Annotated in this window: 21 protein-coding genes; 17 read left to right on the top strand and 4 right to left on the bottom strand. The window is 53.9% G+C overall.

Annotated features, from left to right (window positions below; genetic code table 11):
- Window positions 1-225: 225 nt before the first annotated feature.
- The 12 genes from HQ37_RS00540 (at window position 226) to HQ37_RS00485 (ending at window position 12,360) form a co-directional block, all read left to right on the top strand.
- Window positions 226-2,748 (top strand): ATP-dependent Clp protease ATP-binding subunit, encoded by a 2,523-nt coding sequence (locus HQ37_RS00540; protein WP_036878764.1) that lies wholly within the window; start codon window positions 226-228, stop codon window positions 2,746-2,748.
- Window positions 2,745-3,311, top strand: coding sequence for an RNA polymerase sigma factor (locus tag HQ37_RS00535; RefSeq protein ID WP_036878761.1), 567 nt, complete (start codon window positions 2,745-2,747; stop codon window positions 3,309-3,311). The genes HQ37_RS00540 and HQ37_RS00535 overlap by 4 nt, the downstream gene beginning before the upstream one ends.
- A gap of 72 nt (window positions 3,312-3,383) precedes the next feature.
- A complete protein-coding gene (locus tag HQ37_RS00530) occupies window positions 3,384-3,785 on the top strand; it encodes a hypothetical protein (RefSeq protein ID WP_036878746.1) in 402 nt (133 codons plus the stop codon).
- A 27-nt stretch (window positions 3,786-3,812) separates the two neighbouring features.
- Entirely contained in the window at window positions 3,813-4,364 is a 552-nt protein-coding gene (locus tag HQ37_RS00525; protein ID WP_036878742.1) for a hypothetical protein, read from the top strand.
- Between the two features lie 49 nt (window positions 4,365-4,413).
- A complete protein-coding gene (locus HQ37_RS00520) occupies window positions 4,414-4,995 on the top strand; it encodes a peptidylprolyl isomerase (RefSeq protein WP_036878739.1) in 582 nt (193 codons plus the stop codon).
- 113 nt (window positions 4,996-5,108) lie between these two features.
- The gene (aroC, locus tag HQ37_RS00515; protein WP_036878737.1) at window positions 5,109-6,215 is read left to right on the top strand and encodes a chorismate synthase; all 1,107 of its coding nucleotides are present in this window, start codon (window positions 5,109-5,111) and stop codon (window positions 6,213-6,215) included.
- Window positions 6,208-7,722: a lipopolysaccharide biosynthesis protein gene (locus HQ37_RS00510; protein ID WP_036878734.1), complete on the top strand. Its 1,515-nt coding sequence runs from the start codon at window positions 6,208-6,210 to the stop codon at window positions 7,720-7,722. The genes aroC and HQ37_RS00510 overlap by 8 nt, the downstream gene beginning before the upstream one ends.
- Window positions 7,719-9,041, top strand: coding sequence for a glycosyltransferase (locus HQ37_RS00505; RefSeq protein ID WP_052080651.1), 1,323 nt, complete (start codon window positions 7,719-7,721; stop codon window positions 9,039-9,041). The genes HQ37_RS00510 and HQ37_RS00505 overlap by 4 nt, the downstream gene beginning before the upstream one ends.
- Before the next feature lie 5 nt (window positions 9,042-9,046).
- Window positions 9,047-9,778, top strand: coding sequence for a glycosyltransferase family 2 protein (locus tag HQ37_RS00500; protein WP_036878729.1), 732 nt, complete (start codon window positions 9,047-9,049; stop codon window positions 9,776-9,778).
- Window positions 9,779-9,788: 10 nt separating this feature from the next.
- Complete coding sequence (locus HQ37_RS00495; protein ID WP_052080650.1) at window positions 9,789-11,081, top strand: 3-phosphoshikimate 1-carboxyvinyltransferase; 1,293 nt, start codon at window positions 9,789-9,791, stop codon at window positions 11,079-11,081.
- Between the two features lie 20 nt (window positions 11,082-11,101).
- Window positions 11,102-11,551: a hypothetical protein gene (locus tag HQ37_RS00490; RefSeq protein WP_036878727.1), complete on the top strand. Its 450-nt coding sequence runs from the start codon at window positions 11,102-11,104 to the stop codon at window positions 11,549-11,551.
- Between the two features lie 2 nt (window positions 11,552-11,553).
- Window positions 11,554-12,360 carry a metal ABC transporter permease gene (locus tag HQ37_RS00485; protein ID WP_036878725.1) on the top strand — a complete coding sequence of 269 codons (807 nt, stop codon included), beginning with the start codon at window positions 11,554-11,556 and terminating at the stop codon, window positions 12,358-12,360.
- A gap of 27 nt (window positions 12,361-12,387) precedes the next feature.
- On the opposite strand, the gene HQ37_RS00480 is transcribed toward HQ37_RS00485, so the two are convergent.
- Genes HQ37_RS00480 through HQ37_RS00465 form a run of 4 tightly spaced genes read right to left on the bottom strand, consistent with a single transcriptional unit; the run spans window position 12,388 to window position 16,041 of the window.
- The gene (locus HQ37_RS00480) at window positions 12,388-13,059 is read right to left on the bottom strand and encodes a C40 family peptidase (RefSeq protein WP_052080649.1); all 672 of its coding nucleotides are present in this window, start codon (window positions 13,057-13,059) and stop codon (window positions 12,388-12,390) included.
- 3 nt (window positions 13,060-13,062) lie between these two features.
- On the bottom strand, window positions 13,063-13,962 hold the full coding sequence (menA, locus tag HQ37_RS00475) for a 1,4-dihydroxy-2-naphthoate octaprenyltransferase (RefSeq protein ID WP_036878723.1): 900 nt from the start codon (window positions 13,960-13,962) through the stop codon (window positions 13,063-13,065).
- On the bottom strand, window positions 13,959-15,299 hold the full coding sequence (locus HQ37_RS00470) for an aspartate kinase (RefSeq protein ID WP_036878720.1): 1,341 nt from the start codon (window positions 15,297-15,299) through the stop codon (window positions 13,959-13,961). The genes menA and HQ37_RS00470 overlap by 4 nt, the downstream gene beginning before the upstream one ends.
- Before the next feature lie 46 nt (window positions 15,300-15,345).
- Window positions 15,346-16,041 (bottom strand): cell division ATP-binding protein FtsE, encoded by a 696-nt coding sequence (locus HQ37_RS00465; protein ID WP_052080648.1) that lies wholly within the window; start codon window positions 16,039-16,041, stop codon window positions 15,346-15,348.
- Window positions 16,042-16,584: 543 nt separating this feature from the next.
- On the opposite strand from HQ37_RS00465, the gene HQ37_RS00460 reads away from it, so the two are divergent.
- The 5 genes from HQ37_RS00460 to HQ37_RS08410 all read left to right on the top strand — a co-directional run bounded on the left by HQ37_RS00460 (window position 16,585) and on the right by HQ37_RS08410 (window position 19,911).
- Window positions 16,585-17,148: a DUF5063 domain-containing protein gene (locus HQ37_RS00460; RefSeq protein WP_036878717.1), complete on the top strand. Its 564-nt coding sequence runs from the start codon at window positions 16,585-16,587 to the stop codon at window positions 17,146-17,148.
- Entirely contained in the window at window positions 17,090-17,776 is a 687-nt protein-coding gene (locus HQ37_RS00455; RefSeq protein ID WP_235264606.1) for a 3'-5' exonuclease, read from the top strand. Before HQ37_RS00460 ends, HQ37_RS00455 begins: the two co-directional genes overlap by 59 nt.
- Window positions 17,773-19,005 carry a class I SAM-dependent rRNA methyltransferase gene (locus HQ37_RS00450; protein ID WP_036878712.1) on the top strand — a complete coding sequence of 411 codons (1,233 nt, stop codon included), beginning with the start codon at window positions 17,773-17,775 and terminating at the stop codon, window positions 19,003-19,005. Before HQ37_RS00455 ends, HQ37_RS00450 begins: the two co-directional genes overlap by 4 nt.
- 134 nt (window positions 19,006-19,139) lie before the next feature.
- Window positions 19,140-19,646 (top strand): RNA polymerase sigma factor, encoded by a 507-nt coding sequence (locus HQ37_RS00445; RefSeq protein WP_036878709.1) that lies wholly within the window; start codon window positions 19,140-19,142, stop codon window positions 19,644-19,646.
- Between the two features lie 106 nt (window positions 19,647-19,752).
- On the top strand, window positions 19,753-19,911 hold the full coding sequence (locus tag HQ37_RS08410) for a hypothetical protein (RefSeq protein ID WP_200879440.1): 159 nt from the start codon (window positions 19,753-19,755) through the stop codon (window positions 19,909-19,911).
- The last annotated feature ends 10 nt before the right edge of the window (window positions 19,912-19,921 follow it).

Raw genomic sequence — 19,921 nt, 5'->3', positions numbered from 1 at the left:
AGAGAGGTTGTGCCCTAAGTCCGCCTCTCCCCGACGCCCGTCGGCCGCTCGGGCTCGCCTACTCGGCCTCGAGCTCTGCCAGAGCAAGGGGCTGGTGAGGTTTGGTATAGTTTTTGCTCTCCGCATACTAGGCAGAGGGGGATGTCCGTTGTCTCAATATCCCCCCTCGTATAAACTTTGCAGCCCTTGCTGCATCTTAATATATATACAATTCATAAGATCGAAATGACTTATAACTATACAAATACTTTCCGCTCGGCACTGGAGCTCTGCTATGAGGAGACCCAGCGTCTAGGCATCCGAGAGATCGACCCCGACCTGCTGGTCTGGGGCGTGCTCAAGGAGGGCGGGAATGTAGGGATCAACTTCTTGCTGGAGCAGGGCTTTGGCATCGGGGAGCTGATCCAGGAGTATGACCACTGCCTCTCTGCCAAAATAGCAGAGGAGCCCAGCGACCCTGCAGCCGTCCCTACCTTCGACCAAGAGGCTCGTATCTGTATCTCCATTGCGGCCAAGATCTGTGCCCATCGGCAAGAGGCTGCCATTAGCCCCCTGCATCTGCTGCAAGCGGTGCTCCTGAGCCCTATGCCCAATAGGCTCAAAAGCCTCTTCAAGAAGAAGAGCATCCATCTAGATTTTGGCTTCTCCGTTGATGCCCTGCGCCTGGATGAGGCAGAGCGAGGCATTCAAAATGCCCACCGCAAGACCGACGATGATGAGGAGGAGGACGGAGAGGGTAGAGCAACCCTTAAGCGACGAAGCGATGCAGAGACTGATACACCCACCCTCGATGCTTATGGGCGAGACCTCGTGGCTGATGCCAAGGCTGGACGCCTTGACCCCATGATCGGCCGTGAGGCCGAGCTCGAGCGGATGATCCAAATCCTCGGGAGACGTAAGAAAAGTAACCCTATCCTCGTCGGCGAACCAGGGGTCGGCAAGACGGCCCTCGTCGAGGGGCTAGCCCAGCGCATCGCCCAACGCTTTGTACCCCTGTATCTACAGGAGAAGCGCATCATCAGTATCGACCTGGCTGCTATGATCGCAGGGACGAAGTATCGGGGACAATATGAGGAGCGACTCAAAGCTCTCATGCAAGAGCTGGAGAGTAGACCAGACATCATCCTCTTCATCGACGAGATTCATACGATCGTAGGCTCTGGTGGCTCTACTGGCGGGATGGACACGGCCAATATGCTCAAGCCCGCTCTCTCGAGAGGAGGGCTGCAGTGTATCGGGACGACCACCCTCTCTGAGTATCGCAAGTACATCGAGCGAGATGGGGCTCTAGAGCGTCGATTTCAGCGAGTGATGCTCTCCCCCAATACGGCTGAGGAGACGAGAGCGATCCTCGAGCAGATCAAATCTCGCTATGAGGACTATCATGGGGTGCGCTACAGCGACGAAGCCCTAGAGGCTATCGTCGAGCTGTCTGCTAGATACCTTACGGAGCGATGCTTCCCCGACAAGGCTATTGACATCCTGGACGAGGTCGGTGCCAATGCTAGAGGGCAAGTCGTAGCCGCAGACCCTCTGCTTAGTGGCCTAGAGCTCGAGCTCGAGCAGGTACTTGAGCTCAAACTCGAGTGCATCAAGGAGCAGAAGTACGAGTTGGCCGCCTCGTATCGCTCTCGAGAGAGGGAGCTAGAGGAGCAGATTGCTCAGTTTAAGGAAGATCGTAAGCACCAGCAGCCGATCGAGCCCAAGATGCTGGGCCTACAGGAGGTCGCTGCCGTTGTTGCCCGTATGAGTGGCATCCCTACGGAGCGGATCGCCCAGGGAGAGGCCGAGCGTCTGCGCTGTATGGCTGAGGTCTTGCAAGGTCAGGTCATTGGCCAGGACGCAGCAGTGGAGCGAGTAGTCCGAGCGATCCAACGCAGTCGCCTTGGGCTTCGAGACGAGCGTAGGCCTATTGGTTCCTTCCTCTTCCTCGGGCCTACTGGGGTCGGCAAGACCTATTTGGCTAAAAAGCTTAGCCAGGAGCTCTTCGGGGTAGAGGATGCCATGATACGGGTAGATATGAGCGAGTATATGGAGAAGTTCGCTGTCTCTCGTCTCATAGGCTCTCCCCCAGGCTACGTGGGCTACGAAGAGGGAGGGCAGCTGACCGAGCAGGTAAGGCGCAGGCCTTACTCCGTCGTCCTCTTCGACGAGATTGAGAAGGCACACCCTGAGGTGTACAACCTTCTGCTACAGATCCTTGACGAGGGGACGCTCACCGATAGCGAGGGGCGTAGGGTAGACTTTCGCAATACCATCGTGATCCTTACCTCCAATGTCGGTTCTCGAGAGGCTAAGTCCTTCGCCCATGGGGTCGGCTTCTATCCCGAGGGGGTGGCAGAGCGCAAGCAGGGGATTATGCGCCGAGCGCTGGAGAAGACCTTCAGCCCTGAGTTCCTCAATCGCCTCGACGAGATCGTCGAGTTCGCCTCCCTCGACGAGGCAGCCCTGCGTCGGATCGTCGAGGTCGAGCTTCGCCCCCTCTCGGAGCGCATTGCCCGAGCAGGCTATGCCCTGGAGTTAGATGATCTAGCCAAGGATGCTATTGCAGCCCTGGGGTATGATCCTAGCTATGGTGCTCGACCCCTCAGACGTGTGCTACAGCGAGAGGTCGAGGATCGTTTGACCGACCTTATCCTCTCGGGCGAGCTGTCCCCTGGCGATACGCTATGCTTGACAGCTGATACCCAGGGGCAGCTCATCCGTCTTACTGAGTCTACAGCTCTCCTAGAGCCTCATCTGTCATGAGCCCTTTGATTACAGAGGAGGAGCTGAGAGAGCTGCTTCAGAACCCCGAGAGCCGTCGCAGAGGCTTTGCTCTCCTGGTCAAGCTCTATAGTCGCCAGATCTATTGGCAGATGCGTCGCATAGTCTACAGCCATGATGACGCCAATGATCTTGTACAGAATACCTTCCTCAAGGCCTGGGATGCTATCGAGGGCTTTAGAGGCGAGGCCAAGCTCTCTACCTGGCTCTATCGGATAGCTTTATATGAGGGGCTCAGCTTCGTCCGTAGACAGAGGCGAGAGCAGGAGCTGCTGCACGATGGAGGGGATCAGGAGCTGCTCGATCGGATGATGGAGCGTTTGGTCGCCGACCAGTACTTCGATGCAGATGCCTATGAGCTGAAGTTTCAGAGAGCCCTCCTCTCCCTGCCCGAGAAGCAGCAGCTGGTCTTTCGCTTGCGCTACTATGATGAGATGCCCTATGAGCAGATCTCGAGCCTGACAGGAACCTCTACGGGGGCATTGAAGGCCTCCTATCACCATGCCGCCAATAAGATTCGAGAGCAGCTTGCACTCGAGGATTAAACCTTTTTACCTTTGGGTCATCTCAATCAATAGAACCTCGACATAGGCTCGAGGAGATCAAGATCAAACGTTATGAAACAAGATAAACCCTTCGACTACGAGGCTCAGCTTCCCAAGGCCGAGCAGAGCCAGGCGCACTACAGTGTGCCAGAGGACTACTTCGAGGATCTCGAGCGCAATATCATGGCTCGCATCGATGCTGTGCAAGGCGATGCCGAGGCAGCTCCTCCCACACCCCTAGTAGGGCTGTGGACGAAGGTCAAGCCCTCGCTCTATTTGGCTGCAACTTTTGTGAGCATCTACTTGGGCTTTAAGCTCATCGCTCCCGAGACCTCGTCTCCTGAGCAGCCTCGCCCCGTCGCCAGTGCCTATGATGTCTCGGATGAGGAGTATATCCAGTACTATGAGAGCTATGCCCTCGAGGTCGAGACGATCGCCCAAGAGCAGGCCCTGGCACAGCTACAGGATCTGTAAAGTGTTGAATCCAATAACTTTCAAACTATGAAACGAATAACCCTGCTATTCATCGCCCTCGCTATAGGTCTCTTGAGCACTTTCGCTCAGGAGGGTACTCACCCCAGGAGGGAGGAGATCCTCAAGCACAAGCGAGCCTTCCTCATCAAAGCACTAGAGCTCACTGACCAGGAGGCTAATAGCCTCATGCCCATCCTTGACGAACTGGATCAGGAGCGATTTAAGCTCTGGAAGCAGAGCCACGCCTCTGGCCTCTATCGTCATGGCCATGGTACTAAGGGCAAGGCTCAGGACTCTAAGCTCAGCCCCCAGGAGCTTGAGAAGGCTTTTAGCGCAGAGCTTGATCGTCGGGTCAAGGATGCAGAGCTCGAGCGTACCTACTACAAGAAGTGCCAATCTGTCCTACCCATAGACAAAGCCGTACGCTTGCTCCAGGAGAATAGACGCTTCGTGCGCGAGTACACTAGGTCTGCGGCTAAGCAGAGAGGAGAGATCGCTCGACAAAAGCGAGAGGAAGTACGCAAAAAAAGAGAGGAGATCCGCAAAGCAGCTAGAGAACGTCGACGGGCTATGGACTAGTTGGCACTTTTTAGCTAACTTTGAGGCGATAAAATTATACTAACAGATTATGAGTATTTCACCCAATAAGTTCGTCGCATGTACGTACGAGCTGTATGTCGGCTCTGAGAATGAGAGAGAGCTGATGGAGGAGGCAACCAAAGAGCGTCCCCTAGAGTATATCCATGGTATGGGCATGATGCTGCCTGAGTTTGAGAAGAACCTATTAGGCTTGAACGTCGGGGATAAGTTCGACTTCGTCCTCAGCTGTGAGCAGGCCTACGGCGAGCGTATCGAAGATGCTGTGCAGGAGCTGCCCAAGGATATTTTCGTTGATGAGGCAGGCAAGTTCGATGAGGCTGTGGTCTTCGAAGGCAATACGATCCCTATGCAGACCACAGATGGTCATACGCTTCAGGGAAGTGTCCTCGAGGTACGTGAGGATGTAGTCGTCATGGACTTCAATCACCCCTTGGCTGGTGAGACCCTCCACTTCATCGGAGAGATCATTGACGAGCATGAAGCTACTAGCCAGGAGATCGAGAAGTTCTTCGGCTCTCATGGTGGTGGCTGTGGCGGTGGTTGCAACTGTGGCTCTTCGGATTCTGGCGAGTCCTCAGGCGGATGTTGCGGTGGCAACTGTGGTTGCTAAGCAGTCTCTTTCTCTTATGAGACGATAACTCGCATCATTGTAGCGAAGGGGCTGCGTCGTAAATCAAGTTTTTCTGGTTTATGGCGCAGCCTCTCTTAATTGTCTAGCTGTGTATGAATACCTTCGGACGTTTGCTTCGCTTGACTACCTTTGGAGAGTCTCATGGGCCTGTCATAGGTGGTGTGCTCGATGGTGTACCTGCAGGCCTTGAGATCGATTTCGAAGAGATTGATAATCAACTGGCTCGTAGACGCCCCGGACAGAGTACCCTCTCTACCCCCCGCCAAGAGGTCGATCGCCTGCATTGGCTCTCAGGCTTATTCGAGGGTAAGACCCTGGGTACGCCTATTGCCTTTGTTGTCTATAACGAGGACGTTTGTTCGGCAGACTATGACCATCTGAGAGAGGTTTATCGCCCTGGGCATGCAGACTACGTTTACGAGCAAAAGTATGGTATTCGAGATCATCGAGGGGGAGGCAGAGCTTCTGCCCGTGAGACTGTAACACGTGTTGTTGCGGGCTGTATAGCTCGTCAGCTTTTGTGGGCTCAGGGTATTCGCTTGCAGGCCTATACTTATTCCATCGGCCCTCTACACCTAAGCCCTGGATCGGAGTATTGGCCCATAGAGCGGCTCTCTCTAGCAGAGGAGAATGCTGTCCGCTGCCCCAATAAGCCTCTCGCCGAGGAGATGATAGAGCTCATTCGGCAGACTCGAGATGAGGGGAATAGCCTGGGTGGAGTGATCCGTCTCGTCATCGATGGTGTCCCCGCAGGTTGGGGCGAACCTCTCTACGATAAGCTCCCTGCTCGCTTAGCCTATGCGATGATGAGCATCAATGCGGTCAAGGGGGTCGAGATCGGTGAGGGCTTCTCCCTATCTAGCCAGCGGGGCTCTGAGGTCAATGATTCTATGGGGCTGGATAGTGAGGGGCAGCCCTGTCATCGGAGCAATCATTCGGGAGGCACCCTTGGGGGAATCAGCAATGGAGAGCGGATATGGCTATCTGTTGCCTTCAAGCCTACCTCCAGCATCCCTCAGGAGCAATGCACTTTGACTCGGGAGGGTAGAGAGACTAGCCTATGCGTCCAGGGGCGTCATGACCCCTGCGTCGTGCCTCGAGCCGTCCCTATAGTCGAGGCTATGGCCGCATTGGTGCTGGCCGATCATTACCTGCTCAGTCTGTCCGACCGCTTTAGCTTGTTGAGAACGAATGGCTAATACGATCGCACGAGAGGGGGCTCGCTCTACACTGATCACTTTCGTTGGTGCTGGGATTGGGCTCTTTACGACACTCTTTGTTCTGACTAAGTATCTTAGTCCAGAAGAGGTGGGGCTAACTCGTCTAGTCATCGAGGTGGCAACGCTGCTTTCAGGACTAGGGCTGTTGGGTTTGACTACCTCCATCAATCGTTATTTCCCTTATTTCAAAGACGAGAGCTCTAGTGCTGACGGTGGCAGACGGCAGGTGCATCATGGCTTCTTGTTCTATGTCCTTGTGGTTGCCCTCTTGGGTTGCCTCGTAGCCTTCCCCCTCTATGGCTTGCTGCATCTCCCCATCTCAGAGGTGTTCGGCCGTAATAGTGCCCTTTTTGTCGATTATTATTGGCTTGTCTTGCCTCTGTCCTTAGCAATTGTTCTGTGGACGATATGGGAGCTGTATGCCATACAGCTGCTACATTTATCCGCCCCGAAGACCATCCGAGAGATCCTTCTTCGTCTTTTGATGCTAGGGCTATATCTCCTCTATGCAGCTCATTGGCTCAGCCTCGATGGGCTTGTTTGGGGCTTGATTGTTGTGTATGTCCTCTGTTGCGTGATAGCACTAGGCTATCTCGGACGGCTAATCCCTCTGAGCCTCAAACACGACTGGGCGTTTGTGCCCCAGCAGATGCGTCGAGGCTTTGGTCGATTTACTGCTTTAGCAGTCCTCTCCACCGTCGGGACGATGCTTGCTACTCGGATGGATCTATTGATGGTAACCATTGTAGATGAGGGAGGGCTGGGCTCTACAGCGATTTTCTCCATTGCTTTCTTTATGGCGTCATTTATAGACATTCCCACCCGAGCGATCATCAGCATTACAACGCCTCACATCGCCCAGGCTATGAAGGACAGAGACCATGAGCGCACGAGCACCCTATATCAGCAGACCTCATACTACCAGCTCTTCGTTGGCTTGGTCATCTTCGCTCTGCTGTGGGCCAATATAGATAACATCTACAGCATCATGCCCCAAGGAGAGCTGTACCGAGGTGGGAAGCATGCCTTCCTCCTCCTTGCCCTTGCCAAGATCGTAGAGATCACTCTAACGGGCTCTCACCCGATCGTCAGCTGCTCTCCCTATTATCACTGGAATTTATATTATACCCTAGGTTTCTGTGCAGTAGCTTTCCTGGCAAACCTCTACCTCATCCCTCTCTGGGGAGTGGAAGGGGCTGCTGCTGCTACGCTCCTAAGCAACCTCGTTTGCTATGGATTGCAGCAAGGGTTGCTTTGGCATCGCCTAGGCATCCACCCGCTCTCTACCCGTCAGCTCCTCCTTCTCCCCTTGGTAGGAGTACTCTTTTTACTTGGCTGGTTGCTCCCCTCGTGGAACAATAGTTGGATTGATCTCATCCTGCGTTCGGCAGCCCTATTGCTGGCCACTCTAGGTCTTGGGTATGTATTAGGTCTTAGCCCCGAGGCAGAGGCCTTTGTTCGTCAGCGAATATTCCGACAGCGATGAAGGTTTTGTTGATCACAACCTCCTTGACCTCTGGAGGGGCAGCTATTGCCTGTAGGCGTAACTATGAGGCCCTTAGTCGCTATGGTGTCGATGTCCGAGTGCTTGTTTTACACGAACTGGACAACCTCTCTCGGGAGATGCAGAGGAGGGTAGAGGCCCTCTCTAGTCGGAGGGGTAGCCTCAGTAGATCTTGGTGGTATAATCGTCTCGAGCGACTCGAGATCTTGCTCCGTAACGGGAGGAGTTGTCGAAATCTCTTTCGCTTCTCTAGTGCTCGATGGGGCTATGACCCTTCGAGGCATGAATGGGCCTCCTGGGCAGATGTTATTCACCTACATTGGGTCAATCATGGTATGCTTAGACTTGGGGCTCTTGAGGGGCTTAGAGAGCTAGGAAAGCCCGTCTTTTGGACTATGCATGACCTCTGGCCTGTGCTGGGTGGCTGTCACCTCCCCTTCGTATGGCAGGAGAGGGAGAGTCTCTTATGTACTCGTATATCTGAGGGGTGTGGCTATTGTCCATTGCTCTCTAGTCGAAGGAAGAATGACCTCTCGCAATATGTTGCCTCTCGTAAGCGGAGGGCCTCGCTCAGAGGCTTTCATCTCATCGCTGTCAGTCAAGCTGAGGCTTCCCTTGCGTCAGCAGGATGCCTTTCCCAAGGCTTCTCAAAGCCTGAAGTCTTGCCTAATCCTCTAAATCTCTCCTGTTTCTGCCCTGGAGAGGTCGATGAGACGAGAACTTTCGAGGGCTATTGTCCCAGTCGCAAGTATATTTTGGTCGCTGCTGCTCGCCTGGATGATCGGGGTAAGGGTGCAGTCCTCCTGAGGGAGATGCTTGAGCATTTCGCCTTTCAGGCAGCTTCTCTAGCAGAACAAACGACTTTATTGCTCGTGGGCCAAGAGCGAGATGCTAAGATCTTGGCTGCCCTCCCTATAGATGCAAAACACTTAGGCAGCATATCTCAGGAGGAAGACCTCATCAATCTATATCGTTTGAGCCATGTGGTCATCTCGACCTCTCTCTACGAGACTTTTGGACAAAGCCTCAGTGAGGCTCTAGCTTGTGGCACTCCCGTGCTGAGCTTCGCTGGCCATGGGGCGGAGGATCTTGTTCGCCCAGGGGAGAATGGCTTCCTCTCTCGGCCCTATGACGCTCGGCAGATGGCCTCTCAGCTAGTCCAGCTCCTCACCTCTGAGGACGAATATCTTCCTAAGGTTTGCCACTCCTCGGTCGAGTGGCTTGATTATAGCCGCTTTGCTCCTGATCTATTGAAGTTGTATCATGCCTCCCTCGAGGATAGAACCCCAGTCTCTATTTAGCCTCTATGTCAGTCCCTTTCGTTACGATCATCACCGTCTGTTACAATGCAGAACAAACGATCACTCCGACCCTACTCAGCGTACAGAATCAAACCTATGAGGGGATGGAGTACCTAGTCATTGACGGAGCCTCTACCGACGGCACTCTCTGCCTGGTGAGAGAGCTTGCCCCTCGAGCCAAGGTGCATAGTGAGCCAGACCGAGGGATTTATGATGCGATGAATAAGGGCCTATCCTATGCTCAGGGCACTTATGTGTGGTTCTTGAATGCTGGAGATCTCCTGCCCTCAGTCAATACGGTTGCACATCTAGCACAAGAGGCTATGGCTCAAGAGTCTCTGCCTGACGTACTCTATGGATATACTCGCCTGATAGATCAAGAGGGTCAAGACTTGGGACTACGAAGGCTTAGCCCTCCGAAGCAGCTGACTTGGAGGAGCTTCGAGCAGGGCATGTTGGTCTGCCATCAGTCGTTCATCGCTCGAAGAAGTTTAGCTCCTCAGTACGACTTGAGCTACCGCTTCTCCTCAGACTTTGATTGGTGTATCCGAGTGTTGAGGGGGGCGAAGTCTGTACATCGAGTAGATGAGGTACTAAGCCTCTATCTCAGCGAGGGGGCTACTACGGCTAACCATCGCCGCTCCCTATATGAGCGTTGGCAGATCATGTGCCGCTATTATGGCTTCGGGCGAACCCTTTGGCAGCATGTCCGCTTTCTATTCATTCGCAGGAGGTAGGAGATATACTATGGACATTCGAATAAGCTTGGGGCGTCAAGGTCTGAGGGGAGAGGGGAAGACCTTTGCCCTGCCTCCTAGTAAGAGCCTCATGGCCCGAGAGATGATCCTAAAACATCTACTCCGGGCTCTTCCTCGATATTCGGAGGCGCAGCTATGCCTTTTGCCAGAGGATATAAGGTATTTATATACAGCTCTCTTGCAGGTCGAGCACGGGATGGGTGAGGTCTGTGTCGGAGAGTCCGGGACGGCTATGCGTCTGATGACCGCAGTGCTTGCAGCAGATGCCCAGTGCCCGACAAAGCTCTCAGGGCTGGGGCGGCAACATCAGAGGCCTATTGCCCCCTTGGTCGAGGCCTTGCGCTCTCTCGGGGCACGGATCGATTACCTCGAGCGGGAGGGCTACCCTCCGCTCTTGATCTATCCGTCGGAGCTCCGATCGGGCTGTGTCTCTGTGGATGCCTCCATGAGCTCGCAGTATATCAGTGCCTTGATGCTTATTGCCCCTCTGCTCTTGGGGAGTGAGGCCTATACGATTGATGCCTCTGCCCAGCTTGTGAGCTCTGCTCCATATGCAACCATGACCTTGGAGGTCATGCGTCGCTATGGGGTAGAGGGGGAACAAAACGGAGGCCGATTTAGTTTCTCGGATAGGGCTCTGAAGCCTTCCCGATCCGTCTCTGCCTCCCCCGAAGAAGACTGGACGGCAGCCTCCTACGCCTATCTACTTGTGGCCCTCTATCCATCTCTCGATGGCTTGAGGCTCGAGGGACTTGCGATACCTAGCCTACAGGGGGATGGTCATCATGTGCCGAAGCTCTTCGCTGCTCTAGGGGTTGCCTCTGACCACCTTTCGGATGGGGGGATCGTCCTGCGGCGTACTCCTTGGGGTGAAGTAGAGGCTCTTGAGGCGGACTGTCGGGAGTGCCCGGACATCGTCCCAAGTCTCGTCGCTGCCTCCGTTGGACAGCGTAGACCCTTTAGGCTACAAGGTGTGGCTCATCTAAGGCTTAAGGAGAGCGATCGGATTGAGGCTCTTGCTCAAGAATTGAAGGCCCTAGGCGTGGCCCTAGAGGTCGCCCTTGATGAGATCTCTTGGGATGGGGTAGTTGATATAGTAGATACTCCCTCGGCCAATATTTGGTCGCATGGGGATCATCGGATCGCCATGGCTCTAGCCCCTCTAGCCTCCAGCTTAGGCTTTGAGGCTGTATGTGTTGGGGGGGCAGAGGCGGTCTCCAAGAGTTTCCCAGCCTATTGGCAGGAGCTTGAGGGTTTAGGTTTTGAAGTAGGTATATTATAACGTCATACATTCGTCAATTTATGGATAGTATCATTTGGGCATTGGTTGCCCTATTGGGGTTGGGTATCGTTGTGGCTCTGATAGCCCTGGTACAACGGTACTTCTTTCCCACTAGTATAGACGAGGAGGCTGAGCCACAGCCCTACAAATCCGCTGGCGGGTGCTGTGGAATGCACATGACCTGTGAGCGAGATAGCCTGCTCGCCTCTGTCAGTACGAAGATTGTCTACTATGACGATGAGGAGCTAGATCGCTTTGTTGCTCGCTCGGCAGAGGACTATAGCAGTGAGGAGGTTGAGGAGTTTAGGGAGATCCTGATCACCCTCGAGGCGGATGATGTGGCCGGATGGGTACGAAGCCTCCAGCTACGTCAGATCGAGCTGCCAGAGGAGCTCAAGCCCGAGCTCTTCTTAATCATCCAGGAGGTTCGTGCTCACCATATGGAGCATGGGCCTGATGGAGGACACTAGCCATGGAGAGCGTACTTCAGTATCAATTCTTTCAGAATGCCCTCTGGGCCTCTCTGCTCTCTGCCATTGTCTGTGGCATTGTGGGGGCTTATATTGTCGTTCGGCGTATTGTCTTTGTGAGTGGAGGGATCACCCATGCCTCATTCGGTGGGTTGGGTCTAGGCTTGTATTTGGGGATTAACCCCATCCTATCGGCCTGTTTGGTTGCAGTGCTCTCTGCCGTAGGGATCGGTCGCCTAAGCCGTCGAGATATGGTTCGGGAAGACTCCGCTATTGCGGGCGTTTGGGCACTGGGAATGGCTCTAGGAGTGCTCTTCATGACCCTTACGCCTGGATATACCTCGGGCCTATCCTCTTATCTCTTTGGTAATATCCTCCTGGTCTCTAGGGAGGATCTGTGGGCTTTGGCTCTCTTTGCCCTGATACTGGTTTTTGTGTTTGTGCGATACTATCGGCAGATCCTTTACAGTATGTTCGATGCGGACTTCGCCCAAACAAGGGGCTTGAGGGCAGACCGATGGAATCTCTCCATGCTCATCCTCGTCTCGATCGCTCTCGTGCTGAGTATCAGGCTTGTGGGGATCATGCTGTTGATGTCGCTCTTGACGTTGCCTCAGAGCACTATTGGCCTCTTTACCTCTCGCTTTCGCACGATTGTCTTGGGCTCTATTCTCCTGATCCTTGTAGCCAATGTTTTGGGGCTGGTGCTGAGCTACTATCTATCTATCCCCTCCGGGGTAATCATTGTGCTGCTGCTCTTTGGGATGATGGGTCTCGGTCGACTTATCCGTTCGCTGTCGAAGCGATGATCGCAAACCCTCACATGGGTCTGATCTCTAGAAGGAGGGGATGTGTCGCTCCTCTAGATAGCTCACACTAGGTCGAGTCTTCAGCTCCAGTGGCTCGCTCTTGATCATTTCCCCAGCTTTGTGCTCCTTGACCCTAACCCGTTCTCTTACCTGCTCCTTTTTCTTCTTTTTTCGCTGTGAATCAGGGCTTAGTCTCGAGAGTGCAGGAATTCTACCTGCATGTAGGTAACGCTTCTTGAAGTAGGTACTTCCCTTGAGCCGATGGCGTATGATCCCGCCATTGTTTGTGCTGTGCATGATCACAAGATCTCCATCCTTATTCTCCACGACTAGAGCTACATGGCCTACCCTAGAGCTGCGTGTATTGCGTCCCTTAAAGAAAAGCAAGTCCCCAGGCTGTGGGTCTTTGACTCGGTCTACATACTGGCTTAGGGCTGATGAGGTGCGAGGGATCTTAATACCTAGAGTACTGAATAGATAGCCCACGTAGCCAGAGCAGTCGAGTGTCCAGCCTGAGGAGTGGCGATGCCTATAAGGCTTGCCGAGCAACTTCTCTCCACGCTTGATCATCGAGGCAATCTGCTCTGTCGAGAGGGCTGAGGCCGAGGGCTTGCGCTTGGTACGACTGAGGGTCGAGCAGCTCAATAGAGAGAGACAGCTCAGTAAGAGGAGGATCTGGTGGAGGCGTTTGTAGCGCATACTTTAGGCGGATAGAGACCGGATTAGGAGCATCAGCCCGATCATGATCGAGAGGGCAAAGGCATTGCGGGCTGTTTGGGCGAGCGTTCGGTTGAGCTGCTCGCCTTCGTTATTTTGGAGTGAGCGGTAGGTGCTAGAGAAGAGGAGGACATAGCCCAGCAGCAGGGGCATAGCCCAGGCCGAATAGATTGGGTAGAGTAGCCCCATCGAGAGCATTCCACAGCTCAGGTAGAGCCTCGGGGCGAAGTCTCTGCCCATCATGACCACCAGGGTGCGCTTGCCCACCTGGGCATCCTCGGCATAGTCTCGGTAGTTATTGACAACGAGGATATTGACATTGGAGAGGCCGATCGCAAAGGCTAGATGCCAGAGGGTACTGTCCAGGATCGTCCCCTCGAGGATGTAGTAGCCAACGACTACAGGTACGATGCCGAAGAAGATGAGGACGGCCACATCACCTAGCCCCCTATAGGCTAGCGAGATGCCAGCCCCTGAATAAGCGAAGACACCCAAGAGTACGACTAAAGCCACCGTCAGCAACCACCACGAGCTCAGGGCTATGAGCCACAGCCCGAGGGCAAGGGTGAGCCCAAGGAAGAGGAGAAGCATTCGCCTCACCGCTCTCTCGGAGAGCATCCCTCGGCTCAGCGGCCTCAGCGGCCCTTTGCGCTCGAGCGTGTCCGCCCCTCTCTTGAAGTCGATGAGGTCATTGGCTATATTGCTCGAGATCTGTGCCCCTAGAGCCACACCTATGAGGAGGCAGCTCTCCAGCACTGGAGGCATACCCGAGCGGGCCGCATAGAATATAGCCACAAGGACTGCACTCAGCGACGAGAAGAGCGTCCGAGGGCGTAGCAGACCCAGCCATAGCCTGGCTTTTGAGATTGGCCTCGTAGTTGTCATGCCTGAGAGGAACGACGGATGAAGAGGTGGTCGCTCAGGGCTTTGAGAGCAGTCCGCTTGTTGCAGGCCTCGACGAGGACGGAGACGTTGTAGTCGCTCCCCCCGTAGGAGATCATCCAAATGGGTACTTCTCGTAGAGCCTCTAGGATCTGAGCTTCGAAGCCGATATTTTCAGACTCTAGGTCGCCGACGATGCAGACGATGGTCATCCCGCGCTCGATCTCGAGAGTCCCGAGCTGCTCTAGCTCCTCCTCCAGCTCAGGGACGAGGCGGCTGGTCTCGATCGTCAGCGAGATGGACTGCTCTGTCGAGGCAATCATGTCAATTGGTATGCGCAGATGCTCGAAGACGGCGAAGACCTTGCTGGCGAAGCTCCAAGCTGAGAGTTGGTGAGAGCTGCGTACTCGGATCATCGTTAGGTCATCCTTGGCGGCAACGGCCTTGATCAGATCTTTGTCTGTATCGGTCGAGATCAAGGTGCCTGGAGCTTCGGGGACTAGAGTGTTGAGCAGGCGTACGGGGATGCTGCGAGCCTTGGCCGGTTGGATGCAGGTTGGATGTAGGATTTTCGCTCCGAAGTAGGCCAGCTCGGCAGCCTCCTCAAAGTGAAGTCGGCGCACAGGTTCGGTAGCCTCGACTACTCGAGGGTCATTGTTGTGCATCCCGTCGATATCTGTCCATATTTGTATCTCGTCTGCTCTGAGAGCTGCTCCGACCAGGGAGGCAGTATAATCGCTCCCCCCACGCTGTAAGTTGTCGATGTCTCCGAAGGCATTGCGACAGATGTACCCTTCGGTGATGAAGAGATTGACATCGCTGGGACATCGGGAGAGTATCTGCCTCAGATGCATCTCGATGTACTCCAGGTCAGGCTCGGCATTCTTATCCGTGCGCATATACTCTAGGGCTGGGAGGCCTGCGGTCTTGATCCCTCTGTCTTCGAGATGGCGGAGCATCATCGCTGTGCTTAGGAGCTCTCCTCGGGCGAGGATTTTCTTTTCATCATAGAGGGTGAAGCTCTCTTGGTAGCAGAGTTGCTCGAGGAAGAAGAAAGTTTCGTTGACCAAAGTCCAAGCCTTGTCGTAGCTCTGAGGATTGGGGAAGAGGGCCTGGGTCTCCTGCTCGTACTTGCGCTTGAGCTTGGTCAATAGGATGAGGGCCTCGTGTCGATGACGCTCCACGAGCTGGCGGCTGATCTCGACTAAGGTATTCGTTGTCCCGGCCATGGCCGAGAGAACCACGATCTTGGGTTCGTCTGTGGCTGTAATCAGATCCGCTACATGGCGGATGCGAGGTGCTGAGGCAACGGAAGTGCCTCCGAACTTCATTATTTTCAATGCAGTACTATTGGATGTAAATGGATGCTTTAGCACAAAAGATCGCCTAGTCGTTTGCTCCGAGAGAGTCGTCAGAGAAGTCTGTCGGGTACAGGTTGATTTGTCGAGCAGGGAGCTCTCGTAGCAGTACGGTATTGTGGGTAACCATCAGCACGGCCGTGCCCTTGGTACGGCTCAGCTCGTGCAGTAGGCGTGTGATGGCGAGGCCACTCTCCAGGTCTAGGTTGCCCGTAGGTTCGTCGGCTAGGATGAGCTTAGGATTTCCCAGCAGAGCTCGAGCGATGCCCACACGCTGCTGCTCACCGCCCGAGAGCTGGTGCGGATATTTGTAGCCTTTATTTTCTAAACCGACCTCTGTGAGGGCTCTTTTGATGCGTTCGTTACGGGTAATGCGATTGTTCTCGCCCCAGGCACGCAGGACGATGTCGAGGTTCTCCCAAATGGTCATTCGGGCAAGCAGTTCGAAATCTTGGAAGACGATCCCAATTTGTCGCCTCAGCTCGGGTAACCGGTGAGGCTTAATATCCTTGAGCTCCTGGCCGAAGAGGCGGATGCTCCCCCGCTTGATGGGCAACTCAGCGTAGATGCTCTTGAGCAACGTGCTCTTGCCCGAACCTATTGGCCCGACTAGATAGACGAACTCCCCCTCTTGGATCGCAAGGCTGAAGTTATCGAATAGGATATGCTCCTGCCTAGATATTTGGGCTCGGTCAAACTCGAGTATTGTCTTGATGTTGGCCATCTTGTTGTATAGTCTTTAGTGAACTTCTTGCTAATCCCTTTGCCGCACAAATATAATCAATTAGCCCCACACTTCTTCTGCAAATGCTCTGTGCAGAGTTGCTGTATAGGGCATAGATCTCGTACGGAGCGACTCTGCCTATCCCCTCCTAAGGTCCATTTTTCGATAGATGATACTCCATCGAGCTCTCTCTTGGAGCTGCCAGTCGTCTCTCTGTAGTCTGCTAACTTACAAGATTTTTTGCTGCTACTTATGTATCCCATAGACTTAACTGAATGTCCTTTTTTGCTCCTACTTATACCTCTGTTGCGATCCTACTTATACCTCGATGGAGATCCTATCTGAGTCTCTGTTGTGATCCTATTTGAGTCTCAGTCTCGATGCTATCGAGAGCTTGGGAGAGAGGCTAGATGAGGGCTCGGGCTCGACCCTATTGAGAGCTCAATCGAAGGCCTATCGAGGGCGAACCTCGATGAGCGGTAGAGCGAAGATCTATCGCTAGAGTTCATGCTGCCTGCTCGAGATGTAGTACCTTTGTAGCCTATGAATACAAATTCACCAGTATACAATATCTACTCACCTGAGCTGATAGACTTTACTGCCGTAGGAGTAGAGTTTGCCACGCTCGTCGAGACACCTACAGAGGCTAGAGAGCTCGTGCTAGGACTGCTACAGATCCTCCCACGACTGTATTTGCAGACAATGCGCCTGCCCGAATATCTCTACAGCCCAGAGGAAGATTATATAGAGGAATACATTACCGAATATGGCTACGAGCGTGTGCGTGGGGCTTTGGCCGATGTGCTCGGTGAGCAGGACACCTTCCTGCGCCTGAGCGCAGAGGATGCTCAGGGCGAGCAGACCCCAACGCTGAGCTTCATCTCCGAGTGCCTCGCCGACGTCTACCAGCACGTGGGCAATCTGCTGGGTATTGTCAAGGAGCGCAACGAATTGGCCCTGCCCGCAGCGATCGGTCGCTGCCTGGCCCTCTTCAGAGAGTATTGGGGCGAGCAGCTCCTCACAGCCCAAATGGCTATGCACAGACTTTATGTACAATATCAATCCGAACATGACGACGCAGAAGAGGACGCCTACCAGGAGGACTAAGATGCGAGAGCTTCTGCGCACCTCCTTTGCCTCCACGATCTCGGGGGAGGAGCTGAGTAAGCTCGAGCGTATCTTCTTCCCAGGAGAGATCCACCTGGTCGAGCGCAAGAGCGATGTGCGCAAGGCTGTGCAGCAGCTCAAGCAGTCCGAGGCTATTGGGATCGATACGGAGACACGCCCCTCCTTCTCAGCACATAAACGTTACGAGGTGTCGCTGCTACAACTCTCGACGGATGAGCATTGCTTCCTCTTCCGCCTCAACAAGATTGGGCTGCACCCCGAGCTCATCAAGCTCCTACAAGATCCATACCTCTTCAAGGTCGGTCTGAGCCTCAAGGATGACCTCTCCTCGCTCAAGCGGCTGAGCCCCTTCGAGCCAGCTGGCTTCGTTGAGCTACAGAGGCTCTGCCCAGGTTTTGGTATTCGTGAGCAGGGCCTACAGAAGATCTACGCCATCGTTTGCTCGGGCTATCTGAGCAAGTCGCAGCGCATGAGCAATTGGGAGGCCGCTCAACTCTCCCCCGCCCAGCAGATGTATGCCGCCCTAGATGCCTGGGCCTCACTACAGATCTACAACCGTCTCATTGAGCTCCCTTATCCCAATCCCATTCATTACGCTCTCTTATGAACGCATATCCTACTATCAGGCTACTTCCACGCAAGGAGGAGTCTTTGCTTCGCTTCCATCCCTGGATCTTCTCTGGAGCTATTGCCTCCGTAGAGGGGGAGGTTTACGATGGAGCTCTAGTAAACATCCTCAGCAGCCAGGGTCGAGAGCTCGGCGTTGGGCACTATGGTGGGGGAAGCATAGCTATCCGTATGCTTCGCTTCGGTTCTCTCGAGCCCATCACCGAGGACTACTGGCGGGAACGCCTGCTTAGTGCCCTACATGTGCGCCATGCAGCAGGCCTTATTCGTCCCCAGGCTGCCGAGGCAGAGCGCAACGATGTCTACCGACTAGTGCATGGTGAGGGGGATAGCTTGCCTGGGCTCATCGTTGATATTTACGGCTCTACAGCTGTGGTGCAGGCCCATAGTCTCGGGATGCACCATGCTCGGCACGAGATCGCTCAAGCTCTCATGGAGGTCTATGCTCAGCCTCTAGAGCTTGCCCCAGCTCTAGAGGCTGTCTATTACAAGAGTGAGGGCACGCTGCCCACTCGTTTAGAGAGAGAGCTTAGTGAGGATGGTTTCCTCATTGGGCATACAGAGAATGAGCCTATTTGGGAGCAGGGTATTCGCTTCATCCCTGACTGGATTAGGGGGCAGAAGACTGGCTTCTTCATTGATCAGCGAGACAATCGCTATCTTGTGGAGCATTATGCCGCAGGCCGGAGGGTACTCAATGCTTTCTGTTATACGGGGGGCTTCTCTCTCTATGCTCTGCGGGGTGGGGCAGAGCGGGTTGATTCGCTGGATAGTTCGGCCAAGGCCATGTATCTGGTTGATCAGCATGTAAGGCTCAACTTCGGTGAGCAGTGCCCTCGTCATCGTTCGATCACACAAGACGCCTTTGCCTTCCTTGACCAGATGCCGGAGCAGGAGTATGACCTAATCATCCTCGATCCTCCCGCCTTTGCCAAGCATCGCAAGGTGCTCAAGAATGCCCTCATTGGCTATCGAAAGATCAATACACAAGCCTTTCGCAAGGTGGCACGAGGTGGTCTGATCTTCACCTTCAGCTGTTCGCAGGCCGTTTCTAGGGAGGAGTTTCGCCTCGCTGTCTTCACCGCTGCAGCTGCCTCGGGGCGTCATGTACGCATCCTGCATCAGTTGACCCAACCCGTAGATCATCCCGTAAGCATCTATCACCCTGAGGGCGAATACCTCAAGGGCCTAGTCTTACAGGTGGATTGATCGCTCTGTATAGCCTCTATCTATAGATAGAGTGATGCTGTCTATCGAACATCCTAGGCATTATAACTACCTTCGTGTCGAGGCAGTCTAGACTGCCCCAGCAAATAAGTATAAATCATCAAATAGATAAGACAATGACTGCAGCCCAATTTCAGGAGAAGCTACTTGGTATGCAAGACTATATGAAGAACTTCGCCCGCACACTCACTGCCGACGAAGCCGATGCCGAGGATCTGATGCAGGATACCACTCTCAAGGTACTGAAGAATAGAGAGAAGTTCGTAGACAACGTCAATTTCAAGGGTTGGGTGCTGACGATCATGCGCAATATCTTTATCAATAACTACCATAAGATCGTCCGTTCGCAGAGCGTCATAGATAGCAATGTGGATGCCTACAATGTGCCTCTCTTGAGCGAAGGTGGGGAGAGCACCCCCGAAGGTTCGATGGATATTAAGGAGATCACGAAGGCTATTGCCGAGCTGAGCCCTCTGCTCAAAGAACCCTTCTCGATGTTTGTCGCTGGCTACAAGTATCATGAGATTGCCGAGACGCTCAACATCCCCCTCGGTACGGTCAAGAGCCGTATCTTCTTTGCCCGTCAGGAGCTACAGAAGAAGCTCAAGGATCTGAGGGGCTAGCCCTCAGAGGGCGAAAAAGCCCTCTAAAGATTTCCCTATGTGGGGAATTATTGCGTTCTTTGTGTTCGGTAAGTAAAGTACAAACATTCTCAAAACTCTAGCCGCAATGAAGTATATCGGTATCTGCGTACTCCTGCTAGGAGCCCTTCTCCTAATTATAGCTGGTTTCAATCCCTCAGATGACAACCTCCTGCTTGGTTCAGGTTTGGCACTTGTAGTGCTAGGTTATTTGGCACACATCTTCATCAGCAAGAGAAAGGCTTAGTCTCGGCCTA

It is taken from the genome of Porphyromonas sp. COT-239 OH1446 (genome assembly GCF_000768875.1).
Classification (GTDB): Bacteria; Bacteroidota; Bacteroidia; order Bacteroidales; family Porphyromonadaceae; genus Porphyromonas.
This window is presented reverse-complemented; position numbering and strand designations above follow the sequence as displayed.

What these genes read in the sequence shown, in the direction of transcription:
- HQ37_RS00540 (WP_036878764.1), top strand. Translation starts at nt 226, where the DNA reads ATGACTTATAACTATACAAATACTTTCCGCTCGGCACTGGAGCTCTGC.
- HQ37_RS00535 (WP_036878761.1), top strand. Translation starts at nt 2,745, where the DNA reads ATGAGCCCTTTGATTACAGAGGAGGAGCTGAGAGAGCTGCTTCAGAAC.
- HQ37_RS00530 (WP_036878746.1), top strand. Translation starts at nt 3,384, where the DNA reads ATGAAACAAGATAAACCCTTCGACTACGAGGCTCAGCTTCCCAAGGCC.
- HQ37_RS00525 (WP_036878742.1), top strand. Translation starts at nt 3,813, where the DNA reads ATGAAACGAATAACCCTGCTATTCATCGCCCTCGCTATAGGTCTCTTG.
- HQ37_RS00520 (WP_036878739.1), top strand. Translation starts at nt 4,414, where the DNA reads ATGAGTATTTCACCCAATAAGTTCGTCGCATGTACGTACGAGCTGTAT.
- aroC (WP_036878737.1), top strand. Translation starts at nt 5,109, where the DNA reads ATGAATACCTTCGGACGTTTGCTTCGCTTGACTACCTTTGGAGAGTCT.
- HQ37_RS00510 (WP_036878734.1), top strand. Translation starts at nt 6,208, where the DNA reads ATGGCTAATACGATCGCACGAGAGGGGGCTCGCTCTACACTGATCACT.
- HQ37_RS00505 (WP_052080651.1), top strand. Translation starts at nt 7,719, where the DNA reads ATGAAGGTTTTGTTGATCACAACCTCCTTGACCTCTGGAGGGGCAGCT.
- HQ37_RS00500 (WP_036878729.1), top strand. Translation starts at nt 9,047, where the DNA reads ATGTCAGTCCCTTTCGTTACGATCATCACCGTCTGTTACAATGCAGAA.
- HQ37_RS00495 (WP_052080650.1), top strand. Translation starts at nt 9,789, where the DNA reads ATGGACATTCGAATAAGCTTGGGGCGTCAAGGTCTGAGGGGAGAGGGG.
- HQ37_RS00490 (WP_036878727.1), top strand. Translation starts at nt 11,102, where the DNA reads ATGGATAGTATCATTTGGGCATTGGTTGCCCTATTGGGGTTGGGTATC.
- HQ37_RS00485 (WP_036878725.1), top strand. Translation starts at nt 11,554, where the DNA reads ATGGAGAGCGTACTTCAGTATCAATTCTTTCAGAATGCCCTCTGGGCC.
- HQ37_RS00480 (WP_052080649.1), bottom strand. Translation starts at nt 13,059, where the DNA reads ATGCGCTACAAACGCCTCCACCAGATCCTCCTCTTACTGAGCTGTCTC.
- menA (WP_036878723.1), bottom strand. Translation starts at nt 13,962, where the DNA reads ATGACAACTACGAGGCCAATCTCAAAAGCCAGGCTATGGCTGGGTCTG.
- HQ37_RS00465 (WP_052080648.1), bottom strand. Translation starts at nt 16,041, where the DNA reads ATGGCCAACATCAAGACAATACTCGAGTTTGACCGAGCCCAAATATCT.
- HQ37_RS00460 (WP_036878717.1), top strand. Translation starts at nt 16,585, where the DNA reads ATGAATACAAATTCACCAGTATACAATATCTACTCACCTGAGCTGATA.
- HQ37_RS00455 (WP_235264606.1), top strand. Translation starts at nt 17,090, where the DNA reads ATGTACAATATCAATCCGAACATGACGACGCAGAAGAGGACGCCTACC.
- HQ37_RS00450 (WP_036878712.1), top strand. Translation starts at nt 17,773, where the DNA reads ATGAACGCATATCCTACTATCAGGCTACTTCCACGCAAGGAGGAGTCT.
- HQ37_RS00445 (WP_036878709.1), top strand. Translation starts at nt 19,140, where the DNA reads ATGACTGCAGCCCAATTTCAGGAGAAGCTACTTGGTATGCAAGACTAT.
- HQ37_RS08410 (WP_200879440.1), top strand. Translation starts at nt 19,753, where the DNA reads ATGAAGTATATCGGTATCTGCGTACTCCTGCTAGGAGCCCTTCTCCTA.